This window comes from Acetobacter farinalis (assembly GCF_011516935.1).
In the GTDB taxonomy this organism is placed as follows: Bacteria; Pseudomonadota; Alphaproteobacteria; order Acetobacterales; family Acetobacteraceae; genus Acetobacter; species Acetobacter farinalis.
This window is the reverse complement of the sequence record NZ_WOTF01000001.1, coordinates 586,101-600,073: the sequence shown is the minus strand read 5'-3', so window position 1 is coordinate 600,073 and position 13,973 is coordinate 586,101. Positions and strand designations below refer to the sequence as shown.

Here is a 13,973-nt window from a genome sequence, read left to right as displayed (position 1 = left end):
ACCAGTGCGCAAACCGGGTGCCTGACCCGGCCGCACACTGGTGGGAACTCTTATTTGGCGGAAGACATTTCCGGCAGTTCCGGCACGATGCCTTCTGCCTTTTCCTTGGCTTCTTCCGCCTGAATAGCGGCAACGCGGGCTTCCACCAATTCCACCACGTGCTCGATCATATCAGTCCCCGGCACGGTATGATCCTGCTTGCCTGAGGAGTAGACCATGTGGCGGCCAGAGCCACCGCCGGTCACGCCCAGATCCGTCATCAGCGCTTCACCGGGGCCATTCACCACGCAGCCGATGATGGAGAGTGTCAGCGGGGTCTTGATATGGGCAAGACGGTCTTCCAGCGTCTGGACTGTCTCCACCACGTTGAAGCCCTGACGGGCACAGGACGGGCAGGAAATAATCTTCACGCCACGGTGGCGCAGGCCGAGGGACTTCAGAATATCCCAGCCCACCAGCACTTCTTCTTCCGGCGCAGCGGAGAGAGAGACGCGCATGGTGTCACCCACACCGGCCCACAGCAGGTTGCCCAGACCGATAGAGGACTTCACGGTTCCGGCGCGTTTGCTGCCAGCTTCCGTAATGCCGATATGCAGAGGATAATCACAGGCATCAGCAAGCTGCTGATACGCGGCCACAGCCATGAACACGTCAGACGCTTTCACGCTGATCTTGAATTCACGGAAGTCATGATCTTCCAGAATTTTTGCGTGCTCAAGAGCGCTTTCCACCAGCGCCTCGGGGTTGGGTTCCCCGTATTTTTCCAGAAGGTGCTTTTCCAGAGACCCGGCATTCACACCAATACGGATGGAACAGCCATAATCCTTGGCGGCCTGCACAACTTCACGCACGCGCTCCGGGCTGCCGATGTTACCGGGGTTGATCCGCAGGCAGGCGGCACCGGCCTTGGCGGCCTCAATCGCGCGTTTGTAGTGAAAGTGAATATCGGCCACGATAGGCACATTCACTTCCCGCACGATTTCTTCCAGCGCCTTGGTGCTCTCTTCATCCGGGCAGGACACACGCACGATATCCACACCGGCCAGTTCCGCACGGCGGATCTGCTCGATTGTCGCCTGTGCATCCGTGGTCAGGGTGTTGGTCATGGTCTGGACGGAAATCGGCGCATCCCCACCGACGGCAACCTTGCCGACATGGATTTTCCGTGATTTCCGACGCTCGATATGCTGGTAAGGCCGGTAGCCACTCATGTTACATCCTTTTGTCGAGACGACTGTTGTCAGGCAAACTGCGTTCCGCCGCGCACCTGCCCTATTACGTTTGATGCCTTCCTGCCAAAATCAATCCGTGTTGGCTACATGAAAGCACGAAAATCAGACCCTCAGTGCCCAGCTATGCTCTGTAACTGGCGTGCATTCAGATCATCCGCGCTCGGCTCAGGCTTCGGCGCGGGCCGCCGCCGTGGCCGGGGTTTGGGCAAAACTGGCGGCGGCGTATCAACCGCAGGTGACGCCTGACCACTCTGCCCTTCACCACTCACCCCCGGCATGGCACCCGCCGCATTCACACCGGCAGGGACGTCATTCTGAGGTGCGGATGCCGCACTACCGTCAGAACTGCCGCTGGCCGGGTTGGCTGGGGGGATTGCCGGAACGGACGCCGGCGCAGCCGGAGCCGAAGGAGAAACCGGAGCACCAACCGAAGCCCCTGAAGGCGCGAGCGCAGCCAGTGAGCCAGCCTTCACCGCTTCAGGCGTCAGTTCCAGCTTTCTGCGCACAGCGCCGTTGCGGCCCAGAGGCTGCGTGGTGACCCCACCAGCACTGAGCACAATACCGCCCGCATTCCCCACGGTCAGGATGTACGGGCCGCCTTCCGCAGGGACACTCCACTGGTCATTGGGCTGCATGACATGGTCATAGGCCACCTTGCCGCTGGCATCCTTCACCTGCACCCAGCTGGAACCGATGGCCTTCAGGACAATCTGATTATCTGACTGATTATCAGGCGCCGTCACTGGCTGGGCAGAGTCTGCGGACTGAGGATGCGGCGCCTGATCGACCGATGGCAGGAACGAAGCCGCCTGAGAAGAGTCAGCCGGAGAAGAACCGCCCTGAGCCGCAGCACCCGGCCCCTCTCCACCCTGCACAGCAGGACCTGCCGCAGTGGATGATGGCGTTGAGGGTGCCGATGTCTGGCCTTCAGCCATCACTGCGGGCTGGGTGCCCGCCTGCGGCTGGAGCGGAGCGGCAGACTGGTCTTCCGGCCTGTGTGCCGGCACGGCATCGGGCCCGGGCAGGATAGATGCAACCTGAGGAGAGGGGGTGTTGTTTGTCTGCGCGCCGGGAATAATGGCTTCAACGGGCGGCACATGCTCCGGCACCGGCGGGGCATGCCCGATGAAGTGGTACCAGCCGACATAGCTTGCCAGAATAACGGCCAGCCCGAGAGATACGGTCACACCCGGAGGAATACGCCTGTCCGGCACGGGTGCCGGGAAAGTCAGTTCCGGCTTGCGCGCCGCCCCCTTTCCTTCCCGCTTGTAGCGCTGCACGAGAACAGACGCATCAAACCCCAGAGCCGAGCCATACGTCCGTAAAAACCCCAGAGCATAGGCTTCTGCCGGAAAAACCCCGGCACGCCCGCTTTCCAGAGCTTCCAGATAGGATTCGCGGATGCGCAGCCATGCGGCAACATCCGCCAAAGACCAGCCCAACTGCTCCCGCCGCTTGCACAACGCCGCCCCAACCCCGAGGCTCTCAACATCAGGTAACGCGGGAGCGGACACAGGAGCGTCCTGCTCGGGAACAAAACCGGGTTCAGCCATTACAATCCATGCGCCGCTGCTGGCGCACCAACGCCACTACAGCCTGCTCAACAAGGTCAGAGATAATTTCAGCCACAGGCTGAACGGCCTTTACCATACCCACAGATTGCCCGGCCATGACAGATCCGTTTTCAACATCCCCATCAATCACAGCGCGGCGCAGAGCGCCAGCCCAGAAATGTTCGATCTCGAGCTGTGCTTCTTCGCGCGTCACATCCCCGCTGCGGAAGCGTTCGATCACTTCTGCCTGATGCACCAGAAAACGGCGGCTGCCTTCATTTGCGAGCCCCCGCACCGGAATAACCGGGAAACGCTCATCAAGCTGCACGGATGTCACAGCATCACGCGCGTTGGCGCGCACGAAGATCTGCTTGAATTTTTCGTGCGCAATGCTCTCGGCCGCAGCGGCAAAGCGTGTTCCGAGCTGGCCGCCGGAAGCCCCCTGCTCCAGATAGGACAGCAGGGCATCCCCCCGGCCAAGACCACCGGCGACAAACACCGGAACCTGATCGATATAGGGCAGGATTTCCTGCGCCAGCACTGTGAGGGAAACAGGCCCGACATGGCCGCCCGCTTCAGCACCTTCAATCACCAGCGCATCCACGCCCATCTTGATCAGCCGCTTGGCCAGAACCAGAGCGGGAGCAAACCCGATAACCTTCGCGCCCCCGTCCTTCGCTGCCTTGATGGCCGCGGCAGGTGGAATGCCGCCCGCCAGAACGATATGCCCGACCCCGGCCTGCAAACAGACCTGCACCAGATCATCCAACTGCGGATGCATGGTAATCAGGTTCACACCGAACGGCCGGTCTGTCAGCGCGCGGGTTGCAGCAATTTCCTCAGCCAGACGCTCCGGCTGCATGGCCCCGCAGGCAATCACGCCAAAACCACCGGCATTGGAAATGGCGGAAACCAGATGCCGCTCACTCACCCAGGACATCGCGCCACCAAGGATGGCGTACTCTGTTCCCAGAAATGCGGTCCCGCGCTGGCACAGATGGTCAAAACGCTTCCGCGCACGCGCCTTTTCAGCGTCAGTGGGGGGGGCGTTCATATCGGATACAGACATCTCAGACATCATCCAGTCCATACGCAGTATGCAGGGCGCGCACGGCAAGTTCCGCATACTCGGCGGAAACCAGAACAGAGACCTTGATCTCGCTGGTGGAAATCACCTGAATATTGATGGAGCGTTCGGACAGCGTGCGGAACATGGTTGCCGCCACACCGGTGTGAGAGCGCATGCCGGTGCCGACCACGCTGATTTTCACGACATCCGCATCGGTTGCCAGCTCTTCATACTGCACGGCATGCCGCATGGATTCCAGCGTGCTGATGGCGCGCGGCAGATCGCTCTTGCTGGTGGTGAACGTCATGTTCGTCGTTCCATCAGCCCCGGTGCTCTGCACAATCATATCCACATTCACGTTGGCTTCGCTCAGCGGGCCAAAAATGGCCGCGGCAATACCCGGACGATCAGGAATGCGCCTTACCGACAGCTTTGCTTCGTCACGGGAGTAGGCAATGCCGGTAACCAGTTTTTTTTCCACGATTTCGTCCTCATCCACCACAAGAGAGCCGGGAAGTTCACCCTCAACCAGCGCAGGGCCATCCTCAAAGCTTGAAAGTACCTGAACGCGCACCCGCTCCCGCATTGCCAGACCAACGCTGCGCGTCTGCAGCACCCGGGCGCCTACAGAAGCAAGCTCAAGCATTTCCTCATACGTGATTTTTTCAAGCTTGCGGGCTTTTGCCACTATGCGCGGGTCTGTCGTGTAGATCCCGTCCACATCGGTATAAATATCACATCTGTCAGCCCGGATGGCGGCGGCAAGGGCCACGGCGGATGTATCGGAGCCACCGCGCCCCAGCGTTGTCACACGCCCATCCGGCCCCACCCCCTGAAACCCGGCAACAACGGGAACAATGCCTTCAGCCATACACCCCAGAAGGCGTTCACCATCAATGGTGTCCAGACTGGCCTTGCCATGCACCGAATCGGTCCGGATCGGCACCTGCCAGCCGGCAAAGGATCGGGCCGCCACGCCAATCTTCTGCAGCGCAATAGCCAGCAGCCCGCTGGTCACCTGCTCACCTGTGGCCACAATGGAATCATATTCCCGGGCATCATGCAGGTCAGACAGCGCGTCACAATAGCCGACAAGCTTGTTGGTTTCCCCGGCCATGGCGGAGACAACCACCAGCACGTCACAGCCGGCGTCCTTCTGCTTTTTCACACGCTCGGCCACGGCCTTGATGCGCTCAAGATCCCCCACGGATGTTCCACCGAACTTCATGACGATCCGAGGGACGGAACCGGGCATAATTTTTTTCTCCACCAGACTGGCTGCAAACACACCGTTTTCTGCACATCACCCACGCCACAGCACCAGAGAAAGCGCAAGAGGACAGTTGCGAAGCTGCACAAGGCGCGTCACATACCCTTCCCGGCCCCCTCTCGTCCAGCGGGGGAGATCAGCAGGAAAGGAATTTGTTCCATGCATCCCTCCAGCCGAGACGCTGCGTCCTCCGTTTCTCCTGAAGAAATCGCCCGCTTCAGCGCGCTGGCCGACCAGTGGTGGGACCCGACCGGCCCAATGCGCCCACTGCACGCCATGAACGCGCTGCGCATTGACTGGGCCTGCCGCCACTTTCCCCTGCGGGGCCGCACAACACGCCGGGTGCGTGTGCTGGATATCGGGTGTGGTGCTGGCCTGGCCAGTGAAGCGCTGGCAAAAACAGGCCATGATGTTCTGGGGCTGGACGCCTCCGCCGATGGCATTTCAGCCGCCCGCACGCACCTTGAGACCCACCCCCTGCCGGAAGGGGCCGGCACACTGGCTTACCGGGTTGGCAGCGCCGAGGAGCTGGTGGCTGAAACGGTGCGGTTTGATGTTGTGGTGGCTCTCGAAATCATCGAACATGTGACTGATCCTGAAGTATTTATGTCCATGCTTGCTGATCTGGTTGAGCCGGGTGGGGTCGTGATTGTCTCCACCATGAACCGCACCTTGCGGTCTCTGGCCGTTGGCAAGATCGGTGCGGAATATGTCCTGCGCCTGCTGCCCATTGGCACGCATGAATGGCGCAAGTTCCTCACCCCGGCGGAGCTTGGCCGCTTTGCCAGAGCGGCCAACCTGCGCATTCAGGCCATTGCCGGCATGACCCCCTCTCTTTCCGGGTGGAAAGAGAGCCGGGATCTGAGCGTGAATTATATCGCCGCCTTCAGGAAGGGCTGACGCCCGCCGGATCTGCCGGAATCGTCAGGAATTCGAAACAGGTGGGGCTTCCAATCGGTGTGAAGTCCCATGTGAAACTGATCTTGCCCGTGGTTTTGTCCACACGGAAAGATGTGATCGAATCACTTCTCTGGTTTGCAACATACAGATAGCTGCCAGACGGATCGAACATAAGGGATCGGCCATAATCGGCATGGGTCCAGATTTCATCCACCAGAGTCAGGCTGCCGTCTTTTGCAACCTGAAAGACTGCCAGAGAATCCCCCAGACGGTTTGAGGCGTACAGGAAACGCCCGTCTGGTGAGAGGACAATCCCCGCAGCCAGCGTGCTGCCACGGAAGTGCGCGGTAACAGTGCTCACAGTCTGCTTTGGGGCGATATTGCCGGTGCGGGGGTCAAAATCCGCCACAACAACCTTGGAGTCCTGCTCACACAGCAGATAAAGCTTCCGCCCATCCGCCCCGAAAACATAGTGGCGCGGTGCGGAGCCCGGCGTCATGGTCGTGAAAGGTACTGCGGCAGGAGTGAGCTTGCCGGTCTCAAGATTGATGGTCCAGACATACACGCGGTCCAACCCGGCATCCATCACCAGCACAAACTTGCCGCCCGGATCAGTCTTCACCATGTGCGGATGCGCGGAAGAATGATCACTGATTGCAAAATTGCCGGGCGGATTATCAGCCGCCCTGTCCGGCATGCGCGGACCGGAATTGTGAATAAGGTCAACCATCCGCCCCAGAGAGCCATCCGCCATCACATGCAGGATCCCCACGGTGCCGCCAGTATAGTTGGCCACCATGACAAACCGGCCAGAGGGGTGAACGCTCAGATGCGCCGGGTCTGCACCACCTGACGCCACGGTATTAAGCTTTGTAAGGCCACCGGTTGCCTGATCCACCTTGAACGCCGTTACGGCTCCGCTGTGCGTCGTGTCGAAATCACTGATTTCATTGACGGCGTAAAGAAAGCGGCGGTCAGGAGAAAGCGTGATGTAAGAGGGGCTGGCAATATCCGTAAACGTTGTCTGATGCGTAAGGATGCCCGTTTTCTGGTTCATCTCGAAAACGCTGATCCCGTCCCCATTCCCGCCGGGCGGCCCATGCTTCGTGTATCCCCCAACGTAGCAGATGGTCCGCCCTGTTGGTGTTGCATCCTGGGAGGGCGCCTTTGCTGTGTCATCCGCTGCCTGCGCGGGCAGTCCCGCTACAGTCAAAGCCCCTGCAAAACTACCCAGCCCAAAAGCACGGCGGGAAAAGGAGTGTGTCATGCTGTCATCGCCTTGTTCTTTTTATTTCAGGGCATCTTGCAAACAGGCCCCAATGTTCCTCTATACCGTGTCCATGTCTGTGTTTCACCAAAAAGTGGCAGACCTATATAGCCTCTCAACTTGAGAACATCTTTCTGGGGAGACCATATCTGGGCCTGATAGACACGCCCGCTATCCGGATCGAGAATCTTTCCGTTCCAACGTGATCCATCATCAGACGACTGGCGGAAATCAGTCAGCATCTGAAGGCCGCATTCAGAGCGGCCCTTATAGTCTCTGGGCACATCATCACCCTGATAACTCAGCCCGACAAGCTGCCCGCAGACTGTCTCTCCGCACTTGCCGATCCGGAAAACGCCATCATGCCCCTGGCTGAGCCAGTAGCCCATGAAGGCACTTTCCTGTGTGCCCGCTTTCGTCTGGCCTGACGCCGGGATTGAAGCACTGAGCAGAAACGCGCCAAAAAGCGACGCAGTCCACGCGGTCTTGATCGTCACGCAGCTCTTCTCCCTCTTCAGGCCGGAACCAGCAGGTGGTCATGCCACGTTCCCGCACCCCCTTCAACACTCAGGAATCGGCGGGGCGAACCCATGGAATACTCAGCACATCCACGCCTTCCTCTTCCAGCATGATCCGCTCTTCTTCTGAGGCATGGCCGTAAATACCGCGCTCGGGGGCTTCCTTGTGGTGAATGCGCAAGGCTTCTTCCGCAAAGCGATTTTCCACATTTTCGCATCGCTCTTCCACCACCTGTCGCATTTTCTGCAAGGCAGCCACAAGCTGATCAGGCAGAACCGGCCTGCCGGGCTGGTCCTTCACCATGCCCGCCGGCGGCGCTGCGTCCTGCGGTGCAGGGGCAGAAACCTCCCGCCCCTTGGCAATGGCGGGAGCCATCAGTGCCTGCTGGATGTCCGCATGGCCACATTCCGGGCAGGAGAGAAAGCCATCAGCCTGCAACTGCGCGAATGTCGCACTGTTCCGGTACCAGCCTTCAAACTCATGCCCCCTGCCGCACCGCAGGCGATAACAGATCATGCCCGGCACGCTTCCATCAGGCTGCCAGCCCGAGAACGGAATCAAGCGTGCCCTGCCGCTCCATACGCATCAGATCATCACAGCCGCCCAGAGAGCGCCCATCCACAAAAATCTGGGGCACGGTTGTCCCGCCACCAGAACGCTCATAAGCCTGCTCACGCTCTGGCGTGCCTCGCGGCGCATTGATTTCCTGAAACGGCACATTCTTGCTCTCAAGCAGCCGGACCGCCCGGATGCAATACGGGCAACCGGGCTGCGTATAAATCTCTATTGCAGGCATTGCGCTGCGCTCCTTCACTCTTGCTGGACCATGGGGCCGACTGCTCCACATGGCCCGACTGTTCATGATGCATGCACGACTGGCACGCATCAGCTTCTAGAAGTTCGTTTCCATGAGCGGAAAATCAAGATCAACTTCTTTTTGCGCGGGCACCCTTCCCGCAACCAGAAGGCTGACGGACGCAGCCCCCGCAGCCAGCAGCACCTGCGTGCAGACCGTGGCTGTGGCCCCCGTTGTCAGCAGATCATCCACCAGCACGACAGAACGCCCTGCAATTTCTGCCGCACGGCTGGCACGCAGGACAATGGCGTTCGCCATTTCGGCTTCCCGTTCCCGCGCTGAAAATCCCGCCAGCCGGGATGTCGCCTTGCGGCGCACCAGCGCATCCGGCACGCAGGGCAGCCCGGCCCTGCGCGCAACTGCCCACGCCAGAACCGCGGCCTGATTATAGCGCCGCTGCATCAGCCGCCACCGATGCACGGGCACAGGCACCAGCACACTGCCGGGTGTCAGCATATCCTGCCCGGCCTGCACCATCCTGTTTGCCAGAAACCGGGCATTTTCGAGCCTGTCCGCATATTTCAACTGCAGGATGAGATCGCGGCTGGCCTGATCATAAACGAATGCCGCACGGGCGCGCGCCCAGAGGGGGTGATGCCGCTCACACGCCGGGCATAACCCTTCCGCCCCCGTGTACGCCTGCGCGACCTGTGGCATCGCACAGCCATCACAACTGGGGGGCACAACCGGGTGCAGCCGACCAAAACACCCCGCACAGACAAGCCCCGCCTGCGCCACATCCGCCCCGCAGAGCAGGCAGGAGGGTGGAAACAGCGCATCCAGCATCACTCCCCCTGCCTTGCGCGCCTGTTTCCACATCATCACAAAGCCTCGTGCATCAGACGTTTTCAAACCCCTTCCCCTTGGCAAGTCAGCCTGAAACGCGCAGATTTCGCCCCATGAATGATGCCCCCATCATTTTTGACCGCAAGGCTGTCAAAGCACACAGAACCCGCTCGGCCGGACTGCACACCACAGTCATGCCCATTCTGGAGACCGCCGCGGATATTCTGATGGACCGGCTGGACGATGTCACCCGGCGTTTTACCTCTGCTCTGGATCTGGGCGGGCGTGGTGTCGTGGCGGCGCGTCTTACCGCACGGGGCATTCCTGTCATATCGAGCGATTTTTCTCCTGCCCTGGCCGCATCCGCCCCTCCCCCGGCGCTCTGTGCGACGGAAGAGGCCCTGCCCTTCGCGCCCCACAGTTTTGATCTGGTCACAGCCAGCCTCTCCCTGCACTGGATTAATGACCTCCCCGGTGCCCTCAGCCAGATTTGCCGAATTCTGAAGCCAGACGGGCTTTTCCTTGCCAGCATGCCCGTCCTGCCAACGCTCCGCCCGCTTAAGCAGGCGCTGGATTATGCTGAGCTGGCCTTGTGTGATGGCGTCTCACCCCATGTCTCGCCCCTGCCAACCCAACAGAGCTGCGCCCATCTGCTCCAGCGTGCGGGGTTCGCGCTGCCTGTTGTGGATACGGAAGTTCTTGATCTGCGTTACCGCACTGTCACCGCTCTTCTGAAAGATCTGCGCGCCGCCGGGGAAAACAATGCGCTGGCACTGCGGGCCCGCACCTTTTCACCCCGCATGCTGTTCGCCGCCGCGGCGGCGGACCTCGCCCCGGATGCTGAGGGCGCATTGCCCATGCCGCTCCATATGGCGATCCTGACAGGATGGGCGCCCTCTCCAAACCAGCAGCAGCCCCTCAAACCCGGAGCGTTCACACACGCGCTGGAAACGGCTCTGGCAGAGACGGGCACTGTGGCCGACACATCTTCCGAAAAATCAGCCCCTTAACCGCCCGTGACACTCATATGGCGGACAGGGCCGGACACCTCACCCGGCTTCGCTCCAAGCTGGAAATCATGGCCGGTTGGCTTGCGGTCCAGAGCCGCCTGTATGCCTGCAAGCAGGGCGGCATCATCCCCGCCGGAACGCAGGATGGCCCGCAGGTCCATTCCGTCTTCATGCCCGAGGCAGGTATAAAGCTGGCCAGTGCAGGAGAGACGCACACGGTTGCAGGTGGCGCAGAAATTGTGGCTCATCGGTGTGATAAACCCGATCCGCTGGCCCGTCTCCCCTACGCGCATGTAGCGCGCCGGACCGGCTGAACGCTCGGCCAGCGGTTCCAGCGTCCAGCGTCTGGCGAGATCAGCCTTGACCTCTGACAACGGGAGATAACGGGCTGTCCGGTCCTCCCCCGTATCGCCCATTGGCATGGTTTCAATCAGGCACAGATCCGCGCCAACCTTGCCGCACCATGCAAGCATGGCATCAAATTCATCATCATTCACGCCCGCCATGGCCACGGCATTAACCCGCACAGCCATGCCCACATCCCGCGCCGCCTGTATGCCTTCCAGCGTGGCGGCAAGCTTGCCCCGGCGGGTAATGGTGGCAAAACGCTCTTCATCCAGCGTATCCAGACTGACATTGACCCGCCTCACCCCGGCCTGAAACAAGGTCTGCGCATACAAAGCCAGCCTGCTGCCATTGGTTGTCAGCGTGAGTTCTTCCAGCGAACCAGCCTGCTCCGGGTGATGCAGCCATTCCCCCAGCGCTTCAAAAAACGGGCCGATATCCCGGCGCACCAGAGGCTCTCCCCCGGTTATCCGCAAGCGTTTGACACCGTGTTTGACAAAAACCCTGCACAGCCGGAGCAGTTCTTCAAAATCCAGAACATCGGCACGTGGCAGAAAGGTCATGCGTTCGGACATGCAGTACGTGCACCGCATGTCACATCGGTCCGTGACCGAAACGCGAAGATAAGAGACGCGGCGCCCCGCAGGGTCCACTAAACAGGACGACATAGGTCCTCTATATAGTCGGAGGGAAACATTTTGTCGAAGCCCAAAGTGGCCATCCATCTGGTAAACTTCAAGAACGCCGCAAGGAAAATATCCGCATTTGTGCATGACGATGCAGGTTCAGCCCTGCTTCACCCTGCATCATCAGCCTTGGCGCCCAACCGCCTTGATCAGGGCAGGCCTCAGTGGCCTGCGTTGTTGCCTGAAAAATCCGGTGCCGCCACACCCGCCTGCGCCAGTCGCGCGACAACAGCCTGCTTCAGGCGCTCAAGGGCCGCAGCATCCGCGCCTTCCGCCCGCGCAACCAGAACCGCCTGCGTGTTGGACGCACGCAGCAGCCACCAGCCATCGGGCGTGGTGACACGCACCCCGTCAATTTCAGAAACATCCGCCCCCTCATGCCGCAGCCGGGCCGCAATGCTCTCAATCACCTTGAACTTGTGTGTATCATCACAATCAAAGCGCACTTCCGGGGTTGAGACCGTGCGGGGCAAAGCCTCTCGCAATGCGGAAAGAGGCGTGTCCTGACGGGCCAGAAGGCCCAGAAGCCTGACAGCGGCATACAGGGCATCATCAAAGCCATACCATTTATCGGCAAAGAAAATGTGGCCCGACATCTCTCCGGCCAGCGGAGAACCGGTTTCGGCCATTTTTGTTTTGATGAGCGAATGCCCCGTGCGCCACATGAGCGGCACGCCACCCGCCTTCTGAACTTCTGAAAACAAAACCTGACTGGCTTTGGCATCGGCAATGATTGTGGCGCCCGGGTGCGTTTTCAGAACATCCCGCGCAAGCAACACAAGAATCTGATCCCCCCAGAGGATCTCTCCCTGATCATCCACCACGCCAATCCGGTCTGCATCCCCGTCGAACGCAAGGCCGAGATCCGCCTTCCGCGCGCGGACTTCAGCAATCAGTTGCTCAAGGTTTTTCGCTACCGTCGGGTCCGGATGGTGAGCGGGAAAATGGCCATCAATCGCGCCATTCAGAATATGATGCTCACCCGGCAGCCCGGCCACCAGCTTTTGCAGAACCTCACCGGCAGCACTATTGCCGTTGTCCCACACAATTTTCAGGGGTTTTTCGCCGCCATCCCAGTCGTGCAGCAGACGGCGGACATACTCCGCCCGCAGATCAAGCCCGCGCACCGCACCTTGTGTATCCGGCACCACATCGCCAGTTCTGGCGAGCGTGCCCAATTCCTGAATTTGCGGCCCGAAAAACGGCTTGCCGCCAAGGACCATCTTGAAGCCGTTATAGGCTGCGGGATTGTGGCTGCCTGTCACCATGACAGCCCCATCGGCTTCCAGGGTGGCCGAGGCAAAATACAGCATGGGCGTAGGCCCGCAGCCTACCCGCACAACACGCACCCCGCAGGCAAGAAGCCCTTCAACCAGAGCTTTTTCAAGCTCTGGCGAAGAGAGGCGGCCATCATACCCCGTGACAACGGTCCTGCCGCCACGGCGGCTGACAACACTGCCAAATGTCCGCCCGATGGCATAAGCATCCTCAGCCGTCAGGGTCTCCCCGACAATCCCGCGAATATCATATTCGCGCAGACTGGTCGGGTTGAACGTGTGCAGAAATGCCATCAGACCTGAGAGGTATATTTTTTCAGGAAAGCCCTGACTTCATCCGCAAGATCGGGGCGTTCGAGAGAAAACGCGATCTGGGCTTCCAGGAAGCCGATCTTGTTCCCGCAGTCAAAGCGTTCGCCCTCATAGCGCAGGCCATGGAACGGCACATGCCCGATGGTTTTGGCCATGGCATCCGTCAGCTGCACTTCACCACCTGCGCCCTTTTCGAGCTTGGACAGGTGCTTCATGACATCTGCTGTCAGCACATAACGACCGATGATGGACAGGTTGGACGGTGCATCTTCCGGCTTGGGCTTTTCAACCAGGCCCTTCACTTCAACCAGACGGCCATCATCCGCGCCAACTTCCAGAATCCCGTAACGGTTGGTGTGCTCACGCGGCACTTCCGTAACGGCCACGACGTTCCCGCCGGTCTGGTTGTAGGCATCCACCAGCTGCTTCACGCAGGAGGTGCCGGATTTCACGATGTCATCAGGCAGCAGGATGGCAAACGGGTCATCCCCGATGAAGCTGCGGGCGCACCAGATTGCGTGACCAAGGCCCAGCGGCTCCTGTTGGCGCACGGCCACAAGAGAACCAGCCTCAATGGAGCTGGGTTCGAGCGCCTTCAGCGTATCCAGCTTGTTGCGCTCACGCAGCGTTGCTTCGAGTTCATACGCGATATCGAAATAGTCGATCAGGGAATCTTTACCGCGCCCCGTGATCAGGCAGAATTCTTCAATCCCGGCTTCACGCGCCTCATCAATGGCGTACTGGATCAGCGGTCTGTCAACAACCGTGAGCATTTCCTTCGGCATCGCCTTGGTTGCCGGAAGAAAGCGTGTACCCAGCCCTGCAACCGGCAGGACTGCTTTACGTAAAGGCTTGGGCCTGGACACGAATACGACACCTTAAAAATTGAGT

The 13,973-nt window shown here is 60.1% G+C and carries 14 protein-coding genes; 2 read left to right on the top strand and 12 right to left on the bottom strand.

Annotated features, from left to right (window positions below; genetic code table 11):
• Nucleotides 1-50: 50 nt before the first annotated feature.
• The 4 genes from ispG to GOB82_RS02680 form a co-directional block, all read right to left on the bottom strand.
• Nucleotides 51-1,211, bottom strand: a complete 1,161-nt coding sequence (ispG, locus tag GOB82_RS02695) for a flavodoxin-dependent (E)-4-hydroxy-3-methylbut-2-enyl-diphosphate synthase (RefSeq protein WP_166119217.1) — start codon at nt 1,209-1,211, stop codon at nt 51-53.
• Nucleotides 1,212-1,342: 131 nt separating this feature from the next.
• Nucleotides 1,343-2,785: a helix-turn-helix domain-containing protein gene (locus GOB82_RS02690; RefSeq protein WP_166119214.1), complete on the bottom strand. Its 1,443-nt coding sequence runs from the start codon at nt 2,783-2,785 to the stop codon at nt 1,343-1,345.
• Nucleotides 2,778-3,863, bottom strand: a complete 1,086-nt coding sequence (locus tag GOB82_RS02685; RefSeq protein WP_166119212.1) for an NAD(P)H-dependent flavin oxidoreductase — start codon at nt 3,861-3,863, stop codon at nt 2,778-2,780. The genes GOB82_RS02690 and GOB82_RS02685 overlap by 8 nt, the downstream gene beginning before the upstream one ends.
• The gene (locus tag GOB82_RS02680) at nt 3,856-5,109 is read right to left on the bottom strand and encodes an aspartate kinase (RefSeq protein WP_166119209.1); all 1,254 of its coding nucleotides are present in this window, start codon (nt 5,107-5,109) and stop codon (nt 3,856-3,858) included. Before GOB82_RS02680 ends, GOB82_RS02685 begins: the two co-directional genes overlap by 8 nt.
• Before the next feature lie 174 nt (nt 5,110-5,283).
• On the opposite strand from GOB82_RS02680, the gene ubiG reads away from it, so the two are divergent.
• Nucleotides 5,284-6,024, top strand: a complete 741-nt coding sequence (gene ubiG / locus GOB82_RS02675) for a bifunctional 2-polyprenyl-6-hydroxyphenol methylase/3-demethylubiquinol 3-O-methyltransferase UbiG (protein ID WP_166119207.1) — start codon at nt 5,284-5,286, stop codon at nt 6,022-6,024.
• Here the strand turns inward: ubiG and GOB82_RS02670 are convergent.
• From GOB82_RS02670 to GOB82_RS02650, 5 genes are all read right to left on the bottom strand, one after another.
• Nucleotides 6,011-7,291 (bottom strand): lactonase family protein, encoded by a 1,281-nt coding sequence (locus tag GOB82_RS02670; RefSeq protein WP_166119205.1) that lies wholly within the window; start codon nt 7,289-7,291, stop codon nt 6,011-6,013. The genes ubiG and GOB82_RS02670 overlap by 14 nt on opposite strands.
• A gap of 26 nt (nt 7,292-7,317) precedes the next feature.
• Entirely contained in the window at nt 7,318-7,788 is a 471-nt protein-coding gene (locus GOB82_RS02665; protein ID WP_265793957.1) for a DUF2147 domain-containing protein, read from the bottom strand.
• 70 nt (nt 7,789-7,858) lie between these two features.
• On the bottom strand, nt 7,859-8,326 hold the full coding sequence (locus GOB82_RS02660) for a DUF1178 family protein (RefSeq protein WP_166119704.1): 468 nt from the start codon (nt 8,324-8,326) through the stop codon (nt 7,859-7,861).
• A 16-nt stretch (nt 8,327-8,342) separates the two neighbouring features.
• Entirely contained in the window at nt 8,343-8,606 is a 264-nt protein-coding gene (gene grxC, locus GOB82_RS02655; protein ID WP_166119203.1) for a glutaredoxin 3, read from the bottom strand.
• Nucleotides 8,607-8,702: 96 nt separating this feature from the next.
• The gene (locus GOB82_RS02650; RefSeq protein ID WP_166119701.1) at nt 8,703-9,485 is read right to left on the bottom strand and encodes a ComF family protein; all 783 of its coding nucleotides are present in this window, start codon (nt 9,483-9,485) and stop codon (nt 8,703-8,705) included.
• Nucleotides 9,486-9,565: 80 nt separating this feature from the next.
• Here GOB82_RS02650 and GOB82_RS02645 point away from each other — a divergent pair, with 80 nt between their 5' ends.
• Complete coding sequence (locus GOB82_RS02645) at nt 9,566-10,462, top strand: methyltransferase domain-containing protein (RefSeq protein ID WP_166119200.1); 897 nt, start codon at nt 9,566-9,568, stop codon at nt 10,460-10,462.
• Here GOB82_RS02645 and moaA read toward each other — a convergent pair.
• The 3 genes from moaA to galU form a co-directional block, all read right to left on the bottom strand.
• The gene (gene moaA, locus GOB82_RS02640; RefSeq protein WP_166119198.1) at nt 10,459-11,475 is read right to left on the bottom strand and encodes a GTP 3',8-cyclase MoaA; all 1,017 of its coding nucleotides are present in this window, start codon (nt 11,473-11,475) and stop codon (nt 10,459-10,461) included. The genes GOB82_RS02645 and moaA overlap by 4 nt on opposite strands.
• Before the next feature lie 179 nt (nt 11,476-11,654).
• Complete coding sequence (pgmG, locus tag GOB82_RS02635) at nt 11,655-13,064, bottom strand: phosphoglucomutase/phosphomannomutase PgmG (protein ID WP_166119195.1); 1,410 nt, start codon at nt 13,062-13,064, stop codon at nt 11,655-11,657.
• Nucleotides 13,064-13,948, bottom strand: a complete 885-nt coding sequence (gene galU, locus GOB82_RS02630; protein WP_166119193.1) for a UTP--glucose-1-phosphate uridylyltransferase GalU — start codon at nt 13,946-13,948, stop codon at nt 13,064-13,066. Before galU ends, pgmG begins: the two co-directional genes overlap by 1 nt.
• Between the last annotated feature and the right edge of the window lie 25 nt (nt 13,949-13,973).

What these genes read in the sequence shown, in the direction of transcription:
- GOB82_RS02680 (WP_166119209.1), bottom strand. Translation starts at nt 5,109, where the DNA reads ATGCCCGGTTCCGTCCCTCGGATCGTCATGAAGTTCGGTGGAACATCC.
- pgmG (WP_166119195.1), bottom strand. Translation starts at nt 13,064, where the DNA reads ATGGCATTTCTGCACACGTTCAACCCGACCAGTCTGCGCGAATATGAT.
- GOB82_RS02670 (WP_166119205.1), bottom strand. Translation starts at nt 7,291, where the DNA reads ATGACACACTCCTTTTCCCGCCGTGCTTTTGGGCTGGGTAGTTTTGCA.
- GOB82_RS02685 (WP_166119212.1), bottom strand. Translation starts at nt 3,863, where the DNA reads ATGTCTGAGATGTCTGTATCCGATATGAACGCCCCCCCCACTGACGCT.
- GOB82_RS02645 (WP_166119200.1), top strand. Translation starts at nt 9,566, where the DNA reads ATGAATGATGCCCCCATCATTTTTGACCGCAAGGCTGTCAAAGCACAC.
- GOB82_RS02690 (WP_166119214.1), bottom strand. Translation starts at nt 2,785, where the DNA reads ATGGCTGAACCCGGTTTTGTTCCCGAGCAGGACGCTCCTGTGTCCGCT.
- GOB82_RS02650 (WP_166119701.1), bottom strand. Translation starts at nt 9,485, where the DNA reads ATGTGGAAACAGGCGCGCAAGGCAGGGGGAGTGATGCTGGATGCGCTG.
- ispG (WP_166119217.1), bottom strand. Translation starts at nt 1,211, where the DNA reads ATGAGTGGCTACCGGCCTTACCAGCATATCGAGCGTCGGAAATCACGG.
- moaA (WP_166119198.1), bottom strand. Translation starts at nt 11,475, where the DNA reads ATGTCGTCCTGTTTAGTGGACCCTGCGGGGCGCCGCGTCTCTTATCTT.
- ubiG (WP_166119207.1), top strand. Translation starts at nt 5,284, where the DNA reads ATGCATCCCTCCAGCCGAGACGCTGCGTCCTCCGTTTCTCCTGAAGAA.
- GOB82_RS02660 (WP_166119704.1), bottom strand. Translation starts at nt 8,326, where the DNA reads ATGATCTGTTATCGCCTGCGGTGCGGCAGGGGGCATGAGTTTGAAGGC.
- grxC (WP_166119203.1), bottom strand. Translation starts at nt 8,606, where the DNA reads ATGCCTGCAATAGAGATTTATACGCAGCCCGGTTGCCCGTATTGCATC.